Annotated in this window: 17 protein-coding genes; 4 read left to right on the top strand and 13 right to left on the bottom strand. The window is 63.6% G+C overall.

The window, feature by feature from the left end; translation table 11 throughout:
- Positions 1-89: 89 nt before the first annotated feature.
- Positions 90-842 (bottom strand): LytR/AlgR family response regulator transcription factor, encoded by a 753-nt coding sequence (locus AC4BCN_RS15585; RefSeq protein WP_219329075.1) that lies wholly within the window; start codon positions 840-842, stop codon positions 90-92.
- Positions 839-1,927, bottom strand: a complete 1,089-nt coding sequence (locus tag AC4BCN_RS15590; protein WP_219329074.1) for a sensor histidine kinase — start codon at positions 1,925-1,927, stop codon at positions 839-841. The genes AC4BCN_RS15585 and AC4BCN_RS15590 overlap by 4 nt, the downstream gene beginning before the upstream one ends.
- 210 nt (positions 1,928-2,137) lie before the next feature.
- On the opposite strand from AC4BCN_RS15590, the gene AC4BCN_RS15595 reads away from it, so the two are divergent.
- The gene (locus tag AC4BCN_RS15595; RefSeq protein WP_219329073.1) at positions 2,138-3,139 is read left to right on the top strand and encodes a formylglycine-generating enzyme family protein; all 1,002 of its coding nucleotides are present in this window, start codon (positions 2,138-2,140) and stop codon (positions 3,137-3,139) included.
- Positions 3,140-3,147: 8 nt separating this feature from the next.
- Here the strand turns inward: AC4BCN_RS15595 and AC4BCN_RS15600 are convergent, their stop codons facing one another.
- From AC4BCN_RS15600 to AC4BCN_RS15610, 3 genes are all read right to left on the bottom strand, one after another.
- The gene (locus AC4BCN_RS15600) at positions 3,148-4,197 is read right to left on the bottom strand and encodes an alpha/beta fold hydrolase (protein WP_490491161.1); all 1,050 of its coding nucleotides are present in this window, start codon (positions 4,195-4,197) and stop codon (positions 3,148-3,150) included.
- A 28-nt stretch (positions 4,198-4,225) separates the two neighbouring features.
- The gene (locus AC4BCN_RS15605; protein WP_490491162.1) at positions 4,226-5,665 is read right to left on the bottom strand and encodes an alpha/beta fold hydrolase; all 1,440 of its coding nucleotides are present in this window, start codon (positions 5,663-5,665) and stop codon (positions 4,226-4,228) included.
- 85 nt (positions 5,666-5,750) lie between these two features.
- Positions 5,751-8,066 carry a heavy metal translocating P-type ATPase gene (locus AC4BCN_RS15610; protein ID WP_490491163.1) on the bottom strand — a complete coding sequence of 772 codons (2,316 nt, stop codon included), beginning with the start codon at positions 8,064-8,066 and terminating at the stop codon, positions 5,751-5,753.
- 97 nt (positions 8,067-8,163) lie between these two features.
- Here AC4BCN_RS15610 and cadR point away from each other — a divergent pair, with 97 nt between their 5' ends.
- Positions 8,164-8,595: a Cd(II)/Pb(II)-responsive transcriptional regulator gene (gene cadR, locus AC4BCN_RS15615; RefSeq protein WP_034748257.1), complete on the top strand. Its 432-nt coding sequence runs from the start codon at positions 8,164-8,166 to the stop codon at positions 8,593-8,595.
- 10 nt (positions 8,596-8,605) lie between these two features.
- On the top strand, positions 8,606-9,688 hold the full coding sequence (locus tag AC4BCN_RS15620; RefSeq protein WP_490491164.1) for a hypothetical protein: 1,083 nt from the start codon (positions 8,606-8,608) through the stop codon (positions 9,686-9,688).
- Here the strand turns inward: AC4BCN_RS15620 and AC4BCN_RS15625 are convergent.
- The 7 genes from AC4BCN_RS15625 to AC4BCN_RS15655 form a co-directional block, all read right to left on the bottom strand.
- On the bottom strand, positions 9,682-11,235 hold the full coding sequence (locus AC4BCN_RS15625; RefSeq protein ID WP_252867218.1) for a methyl-accepting chemotaxis protein: 1,554 nt from the start codon (positions 11,233-11,235) through the stop codon (positions 9,682-9,684). The genes AC4BCN_RS15620 and AC4BCN_RS15625 overlap by 7 nt on opposite strands.
- A 72-nt stretch (positions 11,236-11,307) precedes the next feature.
- Entirely contained in the window at positions 11,308-11,775 is a 468-nt protein-coding gene (locus AC4BCN_RS15630; protein ID WP_128141489.1) for a cache domain-containing protein, read from the bottom strand.
- 350 nt (positions 11,776-12,125) lie between these two features.
- Positions 12,126-12,455 (bottom strand): hypothetical protein, encoded by a 330-nt coding sequence (locus tag AC4BCN_RS15635; RefSeq protein ID WP_490491165.1) that lies wholly within the window; start codon positions 12,453-12,455, stop codon positions 12,126-12,128.
- 10 nt (positions 12,456-12,465) lie between these two features.
- Positions 12,466-12,852: a hypothetical protein gene (locus tag AC4BCN_RS15640; protein WP_128141487.1), complete on the bottom strand. Its 387-nt coding sequence runs from the start codon at positions 12,850-12,852 to the stop codon at positions 12,466-12,468.
- 111 nt (positions 12,853-12,963) lie between these two features.
- Positions 12,964-13,515, bottom strand: coding sequence for a DUF4142 domain-containing protein (locus tag AC4BCN_RS15645; protein WP_070301693.1), 552 nt, complete (start codon positions 13,513-13,515; stop codon positions 12,964-12,966).
- 100 nt (positions 13,516-13,615) lie between these two features.
- Positions 13,616-14,269, bottom strand: coding sequence for an SMI1/KNR4 family protein (locus AC4BCN_RS15650; RefSeq protein WP_139088995.1), 654 nt, complete (start codon positions 14,267-14,269; stop codon positions 13,616-13,618).
- Entirely contained in the window at positions 14,266-14,670 is a 405-nt protein-coding gene (locus AC4BCN_RS15655; RefSeq protein ID WP_490491166.1) for a MerR family transcriptional regulator, read from the bottom strand. Before AC4BCN_RS15655 ends, AC4BCN_RS15650 begins: the two co-directional genes overlap by 4 nt.
- Positions 14,671-14,824: 154 nt before the next feature.
- Here AC4BCN_RS15655 and AC4BCN_RS15660 point away from each other — a divergent pair, with 154 nt between their 5' ends.
- A complete protein-coding gene (locus AC4BCN_RS15660) occupies positions 14,825-15,619 on the top strand; it encodes an SDR family NAD(P)-dependent oxidoreductase (RefSeq protein WP_490491167.1) in 795 nt (264 codons plus the stop codon).
- A gap of 3 nt (positions 15,620-15,622) precedes the next feature.
- Here the strand turns inward: AC4BCN_RS15660 and AC4BCN_RS15665 are convergent, their stop codons facing one another.
- The gene (locus AC4BCN_RS15665) at positions 15,623-16,531 is read right to left on the bottom strand and encodes a LysR family transcriptional regulator (protein WP_490491168.1); all 909 of its coding nucleotides are present in this window, start codon (positions 16,529-16,531) and stop codon (positions 15,623-15,625) included.
- Positions 16,532-16,559 lie beyond the last annotated feature (28 nt).

A 16,559-nucleotide genomic window follows, 5' to 3' on the forward strand; every position in this document is an offset into this window, starting at 1 on the left:
CCTCGGCCCCGTAGTTGCCTGATGGCAAGACTTGCCGGATCGACGCCAGGACGACCTCCGGCGACGTCAGCGCTACTTGGTGGCCGAAGCTACATGGCCCGGAACAGGTGGACGAAGGCGCGGCTCACGGGCAGCTCGCCAGCGTGGTCGCGCATGCGCAGGAACAGACGGCTGGCGTCGTCGCGGCGCGTGCCTTCCAGCCAGGCCAGGTTGACCAGGGTGGAGCGGTGGACTTGCCAGAATAGCTCAGGATCAAGCTGGGCCGCCAGTTCCGTGATGGGCGTGCGGATCAGGAATTCACCATCCACGCTGGCGACAACCGTGTACTTGTCGTCGGCATGGAAAAAGCGCACCTTTGCCACGTCGAGGTGGTGCGTGCGCTCGCCACGGGACGCAAGTATGTAGCGCAGCCGGGGGCGGGCCTGGCCGGGTGCGGCCGTCAGTTGCCGCAGCGTCTGCGCCATGGCCGCACCGGCGTGGGGCAAGACCGGCGTCGCACGCAGGCGCGCCACGGTGCGAGCCAGCCGTTCGGTGGTGACGGGTTTCAATACGTAATCGAGCGCCGCGTGGTCGAAGGCTTGCAGGGCAAATTCGTCGTAGGCGGTGACGAATACCACGCGGGTTGGGCCTTCGATACCTTGTGCTACCTCCAGCCCGGTCAGTCCCGGCATCTGGATATCGAGAAAGGCGATATCGGGTTCCAGCTCGGCGATGCAGGTAGCGGCCTCGACGCCGTTGCGCGCCATGTGGATGATCTGCAAGTCCGGCCACAGGGCCAGCAGCTGGTCGCGCAGGTAGAGCGCCAGGTGCGGTTCATCGTCCGCGATCAGGGCGCGCGTCATGCGACCGCCGGCACTGTGGAGCCGGCACCCAGGTACGGCAGCTCCAGCACGGCTTCGACGCCAGGCCCGCTCTCGCGCTCACGCAGGCTCAGCCTGGCGGCGGCGCCGAACTGAGCCTGCAGGCGCGAGCGCAGATTGGCCAGCGCCATGCCGCTGCCCGGACGCGGTGGCTTGCCTGGGGCCGTCAAGCCCACGCCATCGTCAAGCACGCGGATTTCCAGGCGGCCCGCGCGTACCTCGGCATGCACGACGACGCTGCCGCCGTCCAGCTTGGGCGCCAGTCCGTGCTGGACGGCGTTCTCGACCAGCGGCTGCAGCATCAGCGTGGGCAGGCTGGCCAGGCGCGCTTGCGCGCTGGCGTCGATGCGGAAACGCAGGCGCTCCTCCATGCGGATCTGCATCAAGCACAGATACTGGCTCGCCATGTCGAGTTCCGCTTCCAGCGTGCTGTCGCCCTGGCGCAGCTGCGACAGGCTGGCGCGCAGGTAGCCGGAAAACGTTTCCAGCATGCGTTTCGCGCGCGGCGGGTCGTAGTCCATCAGGCTCTGGATGTTGGCCAAGGTATTGAACAACAGGTGCGACTCGATCTGTCCCTGCAGCAAGCGCAGGCGCGCATCCGTCACCTCGCTTTGCAGCTGCTGCTGGCGCAGGCGCGAATGCCACCAGGCCCAGTTAGCCGCCATCACAAACAGGATGAACACGGCAAACTTGGTCAGCGCGGCGGGCAGCGAGACGAACATGCCCCACAGCTTGAAACCGACCAGTATTGGCACGATGGTAAAGCCGATGCTCATGCCCAGGATGATGGCCGCCAGGGACAGCGCGCCCAGCACCATGCCGGCGCGCAGGTCGCGCACGTTCGACATGCGCTCGACCAGCGGCGCCGGCAGGCAGCGCCCGGCCAGGCGCAGCACGCCAAACAGGGTATGCACGATGCACAGGCAGATGCCGATGTTCGGCAGCAGTGATGCCCACCACCAGAGCGGCCGGTCGACCCGGCCGAAGATGGCGACGATGGTCATCAGGACCAATGCCAGGGCGACACCGATCAGGGAAACGACCAGCAGGCGGGTCAGGGTGGACACATCGTGCCGGGGGCGCAGTTCCCAAAGTGAACGCCAGCCCTGTAGCAAAGTCGTTTTTCTGATCATGGGCATAGTGTAGCGGCCCGTTGCCTGATTGACCAGAACATGGCTTGCCATTCATCGGCCCCATTGTCGATTCGTCGCATGCGTGCGGCCATCCGCTGGCCCGGCTGTCAATCTGTGTTCTCACCCACCGATTACAGGAGCCACATGAAGCACAGCATACTTATCGTTGCCTGCGCCATCTTTTGCAGCGCCCAGGCAGCTGCCGCCCCCTTCCTCCCGCCCATGGCCAGTATTCCCGCCGGCGTGTTTACCATGGGCAGCACGGAGCCGCGTATCGGTGACGGCAGCCATAATCCGGCCGAGGGGCCGCCCCACGAGGTGCGCGTGGCCGCATTCCGACTTGCAAAATACGAGACGACGGTGGCGCAGTTCCGGCAATTCGTTGCCGCCAGCGGCTATCGGGCGGCTGGCGAATGCTGGGAATTCGACCGCACTGACGGCATCGCGCTCAAGGCGTCGGGCTGGGACGCCCCTGCGCATGCGCCAACGGACTATCACCCCGTCATGTGCGTGAGCTGGGACGATGCCGCGGCCTATGTGCAATGGCTGGCGCGGGAAACGGGGCGCCCATTCCGCCTGCCCAGCGAGGCGGAATGGGAATACGCGGCGCGCGCCGGCACCCGCACGAAATACTCGTCCGGAGATGCGCCTGAACAATTATGCAAGTACGCCAACATGAAGGACCGGCGTTTCAAGGCGGCTGCGCAGCGCGATCACGGCCTCGATATGCTGGTCACCGATTGCGATGACGGCACCGAGTACACGGCCGTCGTGGGCATGTATGCGCCCAACGGCTACGGCTTGCACGACATGATGGGCAACGTGGCGGAATGGGTGGCCGATTGCCAGCATCCCGACTACCGGGGTGCGCCCGTCGACGGGGCGGCCTGGCGCAGCGGTTGCGAGGCGGAAGGTGACTATTTCATCACGCGGGGCGGCAGCTATTCGTCCTCGCGCCAGGTACTGCGCAGCGCAGCGCGCGGGCATGGCGGCCGCGGCAATGCCAGCAGCCTGGGCGAAGGTTTTCGCATTGCCGAGGACCTGGGCGGCTGCACGGCCAGCACCTGTGCCGGGGGGGATGCCGCATTCATCCAGGCGCTGCACGCCGCGCAGCAGGCGGAACTGCATCGCCGCGCACGCCACTGAAGGCTTGCTTACTGCAGCAGCGGCGCCACCTTGTCGCGCAAGACCGTCCATTGGGCGTCGAGCACGGCCTTGTTGGGGTCGTGTCCGGCCCGTTTCACCACGGTAAAATCCTTGGCCGGCGCCGGGATGCTGTCGAAGGAGGTACGCGCGATGACGGGCGAGGTCAGCAAGTCCGCTTCGCCCATGATGAAAAACACGGGCAAGTCAAAGCGCGTGCCCAGTGCGGGCAGGTCGACCTTGGCGAACATGCCGTCGCCGCGCAGGCCGATGAACTGGATGTACGAATAGTCATCGGCTGCCTCGGCATCGGCCAGGGCTTGCGGCGTGGCGTAGAACGGCGCCGGCTGCCACCAGTGTTTCGGTGGCGGATCCGTTGCCAATCCTTCATATTTGCGGTCGAAGCGGCGCAAGATGCCGAAGTTGCGCGGATCGCGCCATGGCGGCGCACCGAGCGCCGTCAGCTTGTCCACGGTGGCGGTATCGCCGGCCGCTTGCGCCAGCGCCATCACTTCCCGGTACATGCCGGTTTCATTGTCCCGCGCATTGACTACCTGCGCCGTGCCGATATACGCGTGGAACAGGTCGGGGCGCGCCTTGGCCATGTGTACGCCCAGTATCGATCCCCAGGAACTGCCCATCAAAATGACCTTCTGCTGGCCCAGATGCTGTTCAATATAGCGGGCCACGGCGATGCCGTCGTCACGCATCTGTTCCACAGTCAAGGGCACGTCTTCCGTCGGTTGCTGTTTCGCATACGTCATGCCGGCGCCGCGCTGGTCCCACTGCACCAGGGTGTAGTGGCGCTCCCAGCCGGCGTAGATGGCGTCCGCGTACGGACTGAGCGCGTTGCCGGGACCGCCATGGATGAACAGGATCACGGGATTGCCGCAGGCGGCGCCCGTGACCGTGATCCATTGCTCGATGCCATTGATGGGCACATAGCCTTGTTCTCGGATCGGCTGTGCGGGCGAGGCGCAGATGGACGGGGCGGCGGGCGCCGCCGCTTGCGCCACGCCGTAACAAGATAACAGCAGCAATGCCAGGCCGGTGATGCGCATATCGTCCTCTTTTAACTAGTTGGTGGAACTACAGCGTGCAATCGTGCGCCGGCTTGCCGGCAATAAAGCGGGTGCTGGCCTGTTCAAAGCAGGCGGGCGCCGTCCATAAAATGAAATGCGGGGCGTTCTGCACGCTGGACAGGGCCACCTTGCCGGCCTTGCTTTGCGTCAAAGCCCGCACTTGCGCCTGCGCGCCCGCGTATGGCGTCTTCGGGTCCAGGGTTCCCTGCAGTACCAAAGTTGGCGGCATTTTCTCCGGCAAGACGCCGAAATAGGCGTCGCGCGGGTACGTGGGCAAGCCGCCGCCCAGCAGGATGCGGGGCAGGGGACTGGTAAACAGCAATTCCGCCTCGTCGCGGGCGATGTCGGCGGCCGTCCAGCCGGGACGCAACGACGGCTGCAGATTGTTTTCCGAATTGCTGATGATGCTGACCAGCGGAATCGACAGCGGCGACTGGGGATAGCTACCCAGGCTGGCTGCCGCGTCCGTCAATGTGGCGCGCACGGACGTCAGCTCCGTCTCGCCGCCCCGGTCCAGGTCTTGCAGCAGATACGGAATGCGGGCGCGGGCGTTTGGCACGTCAAGCATGCCACCCAGGAAGTTTTTCAGGTTCTTGCCGGGAATGGTCGCCAGCAGGGCGGGGTCCGCTTGCGCCTTGTCCAGCACGCGGCGGTACAGCGTTGCGGCCGGCTCGCCCAGTGCCGAATGGCAAGCCGCATCCGCATCGCAGCGGGCCAGTACCTGCATGCCGACCGTGTTGACCACGTGCGAGCGCTGGCTCAAGTCCCAGCGCGCATCCGTTTGCGGAGGCACCAAGGAGTCGAAGATGATGCCCTGGACGGGCAGCGGCCCCAGCTGCAAGGTGCGCAAGACCAGCTGCGTACCATACGACACACTGTATACATACACGGGCGGCTTCTTCTTGCCCTGTTCGCCTTCGATCAGGGCTTTCAAGTCGCGCGCCGCCATCGTGATGGAAAACTGGCTCGCGTATTCCGGCACCAGGTTGATGCCGGCAAAGCAGCTGCCCCATTCGGCCCCGGCCAGGGCGCGGCCGCCGGGACTTTGTTCCGACTCTTCCACCTTGCACAGGCGCGAAGAATGGCCCGTGCCGCGGTGGTCGGGAATCAGGAATTCAAAGCCGGGAAAGCTGCGGCGCAAGGTGGGCAGCAAGCTGTAGAACGCGGCGCCCGATTCGCCGGGACCGCCCGCCACCAGCCACAGAATGCCTTTGGCCGGCTTGCCGGCAGGCACATCGGCGGCAAATTTGCGCACGAAGACGTGCATGGCATCCGCGCTGCCGATGGCACGGCCCCGGGCATCGTAGCTGCCGGGCACGTTCAAGCCCGAGCACAGACTGCCGGGGGCGGCCGTATCGGAGCAGGGTGTGAAAACCAGGGGTTCGGCATGCAGGCAGGTGCTGGCAAGCAAGGTAGACAGCAGGGTCAGGCGGGGCAGGAAGGTCATCGGCTACTTTGGCGGCGGTGGAGGTCAGTCGCCAAAGTAGCGTTTTTTACAGCAATTGTCCAGATGGAAATATTTCTGCTAGGGACTATGCTTGCTGGCTCTTGCGCAGCAAGCGCAGGCCGTTCGCCACTACGAGCAGACTGGCGCCCACGTCGGCGAACACGGCCATCCACAAGGTCGCCATGCTGGCCAGGGCCAGGCCGAAGAAGACGGCCTTGATGCCGATGGCAAAGCTGATGTTTTGCACGAGGATGCTGCGTGTGCGCTGGCTCAGGCTGATGAATTCAGGCAATTTGCCCAGTTCATCATCCATCAGGGCCACGTCCGCCGTTTCGATGGCCGTGTCGCTGCCGGCCGCGCCCATGGCAAAGCCGATGTCGGCTTGCGCCAGGGCCGGGGCGTCGTTGACGCCGTCACCGAGCATGGCGACTACGCCGAACTGCTGCTGCAAGGCCTTGATCTCATCAAGTTTGTTTTCCGGCAGCAACTCCGCCTTGACCAGGCTGACACCGACTTCGGCGCCGATACGCTGCGCCGTCAACGCATTGTCTCCCGTCAGCATCACGGTGGTGACACCCAGCGCATTCAATTTGGCGATGGCGGACGCCGCAGTCGGGCGCAGCACGTCGGCCACGGCGATCACGCCCAGCGCACCGGTGGAGGTGGCCAGCACCATGGCCGTGTACGCCTGCTGTTCCAGCCCGACCAAAATGGCTTGCAGTGCCGGCGTCAGTATCTTCAATTCCGTCATCAGGCGCGCATTGCCCAGGTAATACGTCTGGCCAGCGATCGTGCCTTGCACGCCGCGGCCATGCAGGGCGGCAAACTGGGTCACGGGCAAGTGACTGCTGGCCGGCGGACCTGCCTTGACGATGGCGGCGGCCAGGGGGTGGGCCGAGTTCGCATCGAGGCTGGCGGCCAGCAGCAGGATAGTGTCGCGGCTGCCGCCATCGAGCGCCACCACGTCCGTGACCGCTGGTTTGCCCATGGTCAAGGTACCTGTCTTGTCGACGGCGATGGCCTTGATGCGATAACCGGTTTCCAGGAATTGCCCGCCTTTGACCAGGATGCCGCGCCGCGCAGCCGCCGTCAGGCCGCTGACGACGGTCACCGGCGTGGATATAACGAGTGCGCACGGGCAGGCGATCACCAGCATCACCAGCGCCTTGTAGACCCAGGCCATGAACGGCTGGCCCAGCAGCAGTGGCGGCAGCACGGCCACGAGGATGGCGAAGACGACGACGGCCGGCGTGTAGTAACGGGCGAAATTGTCGACGAAGCGCTGCGTGGGCGCCTGTTTGCCCTGGGTTTCCTCGATCACCTTGACGATTTTCGCCAGCGTGCTGTTGCCGCTGTTGGCTGTCACCGTGACGTCGAGCAAGCCCCGTTCATTGATGGTGCCCGCATACACGACGTCGCCCACGGCCTTGTCCACGGGCATGCTTTCACCGGTGATCGGCGCCTGGTTGACGGACGATTCGCCGCTGGCCACCACGCCATCGAGCGCGATGCGCTCGCCCGGCTTGACGCGCATCAAGGCGCCGATGGCCACCGTGCCAACGGATACCTGCTGCCAGGCGCCGCTGGCGTCGGCGACCGTGGCCGTGTCGGGTGCCAGCTGCATCAGGCTGTGCACGGCGTTGCGCGCGCGGTTCAGGGACAAGCCTTCGATCAGTTCGGCGATGGCGAACAGGAAAATGACCATGGCCGCTTCCGGCCACTGGCCAATGGCGACGGCGCCGAAAACTGCAAGGCTCATCAGGAAATTGATGTTCAGGGTGAAGGTTTTCAGGGCAATCCAGCCCTTTTTCAGGGTCGGCCAGCCGCCCGTGGCAATCGACAGCAGGGCCAGGGCGATGACGAGGGGCGAACTGTCTTCATGCGTGGTCCACGCCAGCGCTTCGGCGGCCGCGGCAGCCAGGCCGGAGACGACCAGCAAGCCTTTTTGCAGGCCGCTCAGGCTGCCTTCGTTCGGGTCCCGCGCGACGGCAGCATTCGCTTCCATGGGAATGGCCTGCATGCCGATGCCGTGCAGGGCCGCTTCCACCGTGGCCAGCGAGGGCAGGGTGTGATGCACGTCGAGCACGCGGTTCATCAGGTTGAAATCGAGGCCCACGACGCCGGCCATATTGCTCAGCTTGTTGCGGATCAGCCGTTCTTCCGTGGGGCAATCCATGTTGGCGATGCGGTATTTGGCCGTGTTCGCGCCGGCAATGGCGGTGCTGGGGAGGGCCGGGCCAGACGGGGCGGCAGGCGTGGACGAGCACGCATGCTGGCTGGAACAGCAGCTGACCGCCTTGGGCGCGTGGTCMTCCTTGGGCGCGTGGTCATGCTTGTGGTCGTGCTTGTGCTCATGGTCGTGCGCATGGGTGTGGTCGTGATCGTGGCTATCGTGTGGCATCGCATCGTCCTTCCGGTTTCGTGTATGCTTCCATTAGAAACCCTGTAGCCGCTACAGGGTCAAGCGCAATTTGCGCGAAAGAATGAAAGGGGATGCCATGCGTATCGGAGAACTGGCCAAACGGACAGATTGTGACGTGGAAACCGTGCGTTATTATGAAAAGGCGGGCTTGCTGCAGGAACCTGGCCGCAACAGCGCCGGCTACCGCGAATACCGCGAAGAACACCAGGAACGGCTGCAATTCATCCGCCATTGCCGCTCCCTGCAGATCGGCTTGACCGATATCCGCGCCTTGCTGGAGTTCAAGAATAATCCGGCAGAAGGCTGCCAGAGCGTCAATGAATTGCTCGACCACCATATCTTGCGCATTGCCGAGCAAATGGCGAATTTGCAAATATTGCAGCAGCAACTGGTGACCCTGCGCCACCAGTGCGACCAGCCGCAGCCGTCGCAAGACTGCGCAATCCTGCAAAACCTGTCCGAAGCAGCCAGCGGCCACGACTGCGCCTGCCACACTGAACTTCATTGACGATTGCTGCATGCTGAAACTGACACCTGGAAGAACTTTACTGGCTTTATCCCTGCTATCGCCGCTGAGCCATGCCGCCGATGCGCCTGCGGCAGCCGGCCACTACCTGACCCTGTACGCCGCGCCCGGCGTGCCGCAGGACGATGACCCGTATACGTGGAGCACGGCTGGCGGCAAGCAGCTGGCGAAAGGCGTGACGAAAGCCGACGGCCGCGCCTATGTCAAAGGGGAGGAGGGCGAAGACACGTATACTCTGAAAACCGTCAGCATGCGCTGGCAGCTGAAGGTGCCAGCCCAGTGCTGGCAGGGCGCACCGGACGCCTTCCAGCAATGCATGCAACTGGCCAAGACCACGAGCCGCCATGATGAAGAGCAAGAGGCGCGCAAGCTGGCGCAGCAGGAGAAAGAAGTCAAGATGCAGGCCAGGATCGCCGCTTATGCCGTGCAGGCCCGCGCCAACGACGATGATCTGGCATGGCTGGGACGCTTGCCTTCGAGCTGGACTCTGGAAAGCTATGGCAAGCGCCTGTTGGGTAGCGGCGACAAGGTCGCCAAACAGCTTGGCGAGGCGCTGGGGGATGGCGGACCCGATGCGCGCCAGTTCGTCTGCCGCGCGCCCGCTGATTATGGCCCCGTGCCGGAACAGGCCTCAGTCGAGGCGTGGATGGCATTGCCGGGCGATGTGCGCAAGGTGCGCGCCGGCCCCGCCTGGGATGCGCTGGTGGCGGCCGGCGAAAAAGGCAACTGGATGGCCCGATTGGAACTGTATTACGCCTTGTCCAGCGTCAATGTTCACGCACTGAGCTTGCTGGAACAGTACCGCATCGTGCAATTGATGGAATGGTTGCACAAGAAACAGGTGGGCGGCCTGTATGGCTACTTCAGCATCGGCATACCTGTCACCCCCGGCAATCTCCCCAGCGCCACCTGGCGCAAGCAGGACCAGGCCTCGCTGTATGCGGCCATGCTGGGCAGTTACGAGGATCAGAACAGCCGGGGCAGCGCCTTGCAGACGGACCCGGACCCCGCGCTGGCCGAGGCGGGCAGGAAAATGCTGGCCTGCGCCAAGGCTGCCATGCCGCAACGTTACTGACGCGGCAGCAACGGCGGGCCGCCATCGCCCAGGCGGAAGGCGTCAACCACGCGCAGCAAATCATGCGCCTGGTCTTGCATGCTTTGCGCGGCGGCGGCCGATTGCTCGACGAGGGCGGCATTGCGCTGGGTCAATTCGTCCATTTCCGTGATGGCATTGTTGACTTCCTCGATGCCCTTGCTCTGGCGCTGGCTGGCCGCCGTGATGTCGTTCATGATTTCCGTCACCTGCTGGACGGAAGCAACGATATCTCCCATGGTGCGCCCGGCGCTGTCGGCCAGCTCGCTGCCCGTTTCTATCCTGGCTACGGAATCCTCGATCAGTTGCTTGATTTCACGCGCCGCCGTGGCCGAACGCTGCGCCAGGCCCCGCACCTCGGTGGCGACGACGGCAAAGCCGCGCCCCTGTTCGCCCGCGCGCGCCGCTTCCACTGCCGCGTTCAGGGCGAGGATATTCGTCTGGAACGCAATGCCGTCGATGACAGCGATGATGTCGACGATGCGTCCGGAACTGGCCTTGATCGAACCCATCGTCTCGACCACCTGGCCCACGACGCGCCCGCCTTCGAGCGCCACATTCGACGTCGACAGCACCATCTGGTTGGCCTGGTGCGCATGGCTGGCATTCTCGCGCACGGTATCCGTCAAGGCATGCATGGACGACGCCGTTTCTTGCAAGGAATGGGCTTGCGACTCGGTACGGGCCGACAAGTCCGCATTGCCCAGCGCGATTTCACTCGCTTCCACCGTGATGGTGGAGCCCGCCTGACGTATGTCGCCCAATAAAGTGTTCCAGTTCTTCAGCACGGTGGCCAGGGCCCGGGTCAGCTTGCCCACCTCATCGTCGCCTTGGGCTTCGATGCGCGTGGTCAGGTCGCCGGCGGCCAGGCTTTCGGCGGCGCGGCAGGCATCATCGATGGGCCCTACCACGGAGCGCGCCACCCATGTGGCGATCAGGGCCAGCAAGGCAAAGCCGACAGCCATGGTGCCCAGCGACAGCCAGCCGGCGCGCTGGCCCGCATTTTTTGTTTCCTGCAAGGCTACAACCGTGCGCTGGTCGAGGTTGAGCAGTACCTGGCGCAGCTGCCCGCGCACTTGCTGATAGTGTCCGGCGGCATTTTGCATCGCGGCCACGCCCGTGTTCGGGTCCATGGACGCCAGGTCCAGCGCCTGCGCCACGCTGGCACGGTAGCGCTCGACACCGGGCAAGGCCTGGCCCGCTTCCGTGGCGGCGCCCGAGAATTTCTGCAGCTCCTTCAATCCTTGCGCGATGGCGTTCAACTGGCCATCCGTTTGCACGCCGAATTGCTTGAACTGCTCTTCGGACAGGCTGGCCGCGATCGCGATCTTCGCGTACACGTCGGCATGTACCTGGCCCAGGGCAATAGCTTGCTGGTTCGCAAGCCGTTCGGCCGTCAGGGTGACGTCTTTCAACTCGCGCATGCGCTGCTCATTCTGCTGCATGGCGAAGTAGGACAAGGCACCCATGGCCAGCAGGCAAGCCAGCGCGACCACCGGGACGATCAACATCTTCTGTGCGATTTTCATTGAGGCCCGTAGCGTTGAAAAATTCGTTGAGAGATCGGTGTGCCATCCCGGCGCTGGCCGCGCGGCGGCCGGCTACAGGTAGATGCCGCCGCAGACGACGGAATCGGCCAGTTTCTCGCAGTACATCACCTTTGGCTCGATCTTCTTGGTTTCCGGGTTCGTGAATTTGTATTCCTGCCAGAACGTCCCCTTGCTCTTGGCCAAGTCGACTCGTTCCTTGACGAAGGCCTTGCCGTCGATATCCTTCAGCTCGATCAAGTTCTTGCCGACCATTTTCGGGTTGGCGCCATGCGCGGCGACCGTGCCGTCGAGTTTATAGACGACCAGGTACAGGTCGTGCAGGATGAATTGGGGCGACTTGGCCGTGATCTCGCCATACGCCTTGGCGTCGCCGGCGCTCTTGATGTAGGCCACGCCTTTCTTGACCATGGCTTCTGCGTCGGCGCGCGTGGCGCCGCCTTCGGCAGCGCTGGCGATACCAGGCAGCGTCGCGGCGGCAAGCATGGCCGACAGGCAAATGGCAGGGGTGAACTTGGGCATGAGAATCTCCTTCACATTGCGGCAGGGGAAAGCCGGCGGGGAACCGGTGCGGTGAGGCGGCGCCTATCGAAGTGCCGACGTTTCATAGTAGCGCGATGCCAGCAAACATGCGCTGGTGCAACAGTATTTTTTTGAGTGGGGCGTTTTTGCAACGTCGCGTGCAGGTGGCCGTAATCGCGTTGACAGAGGGAAAAAGCGGCTGGAAGCTATCGTATCGATAGTGTGGCGGCCGCGCCGCGCTACCAGCTGGCCGGGTCTTCCGCCGCAGCGCGCGCCAGGTCGTCGCGCCAGTCCTGCTGCACCAGCCGGTAAATGTCGGCGAAAAAGGCGCGCGGATCGTCCATCTCATCCTACAAGGCGGGCAGGGCGTATGTGCTCTCGGGGTCGTGCTCGAGGATGGCCTGGAAATCGAAAGCGGGGTCTTGCAGCGCCTGCGCCAGCACGGTCACCAGTACATGACGGTGCCGGTAGCTGAGTTCCTTGTATTGCGACGTGATGTCGCGCCGTATCAGCGCCGCGCGCTGGACCGGGTCGTTCATGTCCCAGGTGTCGAGCTCCACGCCCAGGGTGTGTTCGCGGTCGTACACGTCGAAGGGACCAAGGAAATGGTAAAGCGTGGGCTCATATGGCACGTCGACCCAGGGGCTGCGCAGGCCCTTTGGTTTTGCGTCTTGCATCATTACGTAGCGTTCACGCGCATACAGGCAAGGTCCAGCCTTCGTCACCGAGGTCGGTCGGGTAGATGGCGCGGGTCTGGTTCTCGCCCCAGCGTGCATGGTCCAGAATGCCGTCTTCATGCATGTCCAGCACCCATTCCGTGCTTTCCAGCAAGGTGCCATCCTTGTGGTAGACGCGGAAGAAGGTGGATGTGCTCAGCGCGCGCACGATGTTCTGCGGCACGCCGTTGCCGTAGTGCGGCACATAGGTCTTGATCACGCACGTGCCCTGGTTGTTCCACTGCTGTGCATACACGGTGGCATTGCGCGCCGCGCTGACTTTGATGAAGAGCCAGCCTGCCAGCAGGAAGATGAGCAGGAAGGCGGCGGCGATCAGGCCGGTTTTCTTGAGTAGCTGCATGAGGTCATGGCATGGCCGAAAACGAAGTTGCCGCATTGTATGTCAAGAGCAGACATGCTTGCCGTACGGCACGTACAGCAAGCATGTCCCCGCTAATTGCCGTCAACTTGGCTATTTGCCCACCGCCGCATGCAAGGTATTGGCCATTTCCAGGTGATGTTGCAACGCTGGCAAGGTCTTCGCGGCAAAGGCCTTGATCTCGGGATCGCTGGCCTTTTGGCTGGCATCCGTAAACAGTTTCACGGCGTCCTTGTGCGCCGCCACGCCGATGGTGGCCGCATATTCCTTGTCGAACTGCGCACCTTCCAGGCGGCTCAGCTTGTCAATCTGCGCCTGGTGTTTCTTGCCGGGCTGGTCGCTGACCTCGATCTGCTTGCTGCTGGCCAGCTGTTTCAGCTCGTCAGCGACTTTCGTGTGGTCCGTGACCATGGCATCGGCGAATTTCTTCACTTCCGCATTGGTGCTCTTGCTTTGCGCTACTTTGCTTGCGGCAATTTCCGTGCTGCCCGCGTCTGCGGCCTTGCTGAGGAATTGCTTGTCGTACGCGCCCGGTGCGGCAGCGGCGATGCTGTTGATGGCGATGCCGCTCAATAAGGCCACGGCGGCGCCGATGGCCACGCTTTTCAGGGAGGGGGTACGGGAACTGGTGGTAGGGATAGGCATGGCAAATCCTTTCGGGTGTGGTTTTTTCTACAAGCTGATGACAATGTTAAGCCAGCAGCCCGCGCACACCCATAGGACAGTCGCGATTATGCCCGTAGGACTAGTCCTGTTCGTTAGCGCACAATTCGACTTGTTTCAGAGCAAACAAAGCGGTGATGCCGGCATCACGGCGCCAGGCGGGCATGCCGATATCGAGCCATTCCGCCATCGCGTCCAGGTGTGATGGTTCCGAAACGCTGTGTTCGAGCTCATCGAGCACCGTGTCGCGGTCGATGTACAGGCTGTCCAGCCAGGCGTCGAACGAGGGCGCCAGTTCCATCAGGCCGTGGGCGCGCTTGCCCGTCCAGTCCGGCAATTCCTGCACATAGGCCAGTACCCGGCCGCCGCCTTCCTCCGTCAGGTCCAGGTAGACCATGGAATTGCCGCCATCGCGGGCGAACGGCAGGATGCGCACGGGCATATCCGTGTGCTTGCGCGCGGCGCGGATTTCACCGACCAGTGTTTCATCGCAGAAATCGCCCTCATCCGCGCTGAAGAAGGTATTGAAGCCCATTTTTTCCACGCCACCATTGCCGTCCGGCACATCAGTGGTGTAGTCAAAACAGGCGCCGTTGGCCACTTTCAAGAACGCCAGGAAGGCGGGCGGCAAGGGCGCTTCCAGCAAGGCCTCGATGGCGGCGATCTGCCGCGCTGTGGGAGCGGGCTTGGCGTCCTCGATCGCCAGGTGGCGGTAGCGCGTGTAATAGTTGCTCATTGATTTTCCTTGTATTTATTCTTGTATTCCACTGGCGCTACATCGTCGCAACCCGTCTCCACCTTGGCCAGCGCATCGACGAGGCCCGCGCGCAGCACGGCCATCGAGCGGGCCTTGTCATCGATCTGGGCAATTTTCGTTTCCAGCATAGCTCGTTTGGTCTGTGCATCGAGCGCGTTTTCCTGCCAGACGGCAATCACGTCGGCGATTTCCTTCAAGGTAAAACCCAGCGCCTTGGCGTGGCCGATCAGCTCGATGCGCCGCAAGGCTTGCGCCGAATATTCCTTGTAGTTATTTGTCAGGCCCGGCTGCGGCGCTTCATCCAGCAGCCCCTGGCGCTCGTAAAAGCGCACCGTGTCCTTGCTGACGCCCGTCAGGCGGGTGATTTCTCCGATACGCATGGTTTTTTGACTTTCTACTAATTTGTGGGACGCGAAAAATGTGCAGGGCAAGCCCATGCAACGCAGCCATATGCATTTTTTTGCATTCCACGCTTGACCGTGGACTAAAGTCTACAGTTTACATTGAAAACTTCATCTACTCCACACCACTGCCATGACCGCTTTCAACTATACCAACCAGACCGTGCTGATCACGGGCGCCTCGTCCGGCATCGGCCGCGTCTTTGCGGAAACCCTGGCCGCGCGCGGCGCCCATTTGCTGTTGCTGGCCCGTTCCGGCGCCGTGCTCGACAGCCTGGCCAGGGAACTTTCCCAGCGTCACGGCATCCGCGCCCATGCGCTGGTGGCCGACCTGAGCCAGCCCGGCGCCGCAGCACAAGCTTATGCGCAAGCCTGGTCGCTGGGCATGGCGCCCGACGTACTGATCAATAACGCGGGATTCGCCACGCATGGCCGCTTCGAAAGCATCGACCTGGCGCGCCAGGCGGCTGAAGTGACCGTCAATTGCACGGCGCTCATGGAAATGACGCACTGCGCCTTGCCGCATATGCTGACAAAAGGCCGCGGCGCCATCATCAACGTGGCCTCCACGGCGGCGCTGCAGCCCGATCCCTACATGGCCGTGTATGGCGCCAGCAAGGCTTTCGTGCTGTCGTTCTCGGAAGCGCTGTGGGCGGAAAACCGCAGCCGCGGCGTGCGCGTGCTGGCCCTGTGCCCGGGCGCCACGGAGACGGCCTTCTTCGACGTCGTGGCCGCGCCCGAAGCGGCCGTGGGCAAGCGCATGGATCCGCAAGCCGTCGTCGATGAAGCGCTGCGCGCGCTGGACCAGGGCCGCTGCAGCCATGTGGCGGGCAGGCCAAACCGGCTGCTGGCGTGGCTGCCGCGCTTGTTGCCGCGCCAGACCGTGCTGGGTATCGTGGAAGGCATGCTCAAACCGAAGGCAGCCTAGGGTTCAGAAGGCCATGATGCGTTCGCGCAACCAGCGGTGCGCCGGGTCCAGGTGCATGCGCTCGTGCCAGACCATGGCCATCTCGTAATCGGGCAGGCTGACGGGCGGCTCCCACGTGCGCAGGCCGCCCAGCGCGTTTTTCAGCAGGCGCGACGGCAGCAGGGCCACCATGTCGGACGCTGCCAGCAAGGGCGGGACGATGAGGAAATGCGGCACGGACAGCACCACCTTGCGCGTCCGGTCCAGCAATTCCAGCGCCGTATCGACATTGCTGCGGAAACCGCCGCCGTTGGGCGAGACGACGATGAATTCCAGCGCGCAAAATTGATCGACGTCGGGAGCCGTTTGCAGCAGCGGATGGTCGCGGCGGCCCGCCAGCACGTAGTGCTCGGTAAACAAGGTGCGGTGGCGCAAGCCGGGCGGCGCTTCTTCCTGCGCCAGAAAGCCCAGGTCGACCTGGCCATTTTCCAGGTCTTGCGCCATGCGCGCCGGCACGGCCTCGAACACGGCCATGCGCGACAAGGGCGCCTGTGCGCGCAGGGCGGGCAGCATGGGCAGCAGGATCGCATATTCGGTGGCGTCTGCCGCCGCCAGGTTCCAGCGCACCTCGGCCGTGGCCGGATCGAACGCCTGTTCCGGCTGCAAGACTTGCTCCAGCTGGGCCAGCACGGCTTGCAATGGTGCAAACAGGGCCAGCGCCCGCGCTGTGGGCAGCATGCCGCGCGGACCGGGCAAGAGCAGCGGATCGTCGAAGGCGGCGCGCAACTTGCCCAGCTGTACGCTGACGGAAGGCTGACTCAGGTGCAGCCGCGCGGCCGCCCGCGTCACGTTGCGCTCGATCAACAAGGCGTTGAGGGTCAGCAGCAGGTTCAAGTCCAGCTTGTGCAAATCCAATTTATGCAGATTGTTCACGACTATACCTTGTATATCAACTATTCAT

The sequence above is a fragment of the Janthinobacterium sp. Bl 1 genome, assembly GCF_058215535.1.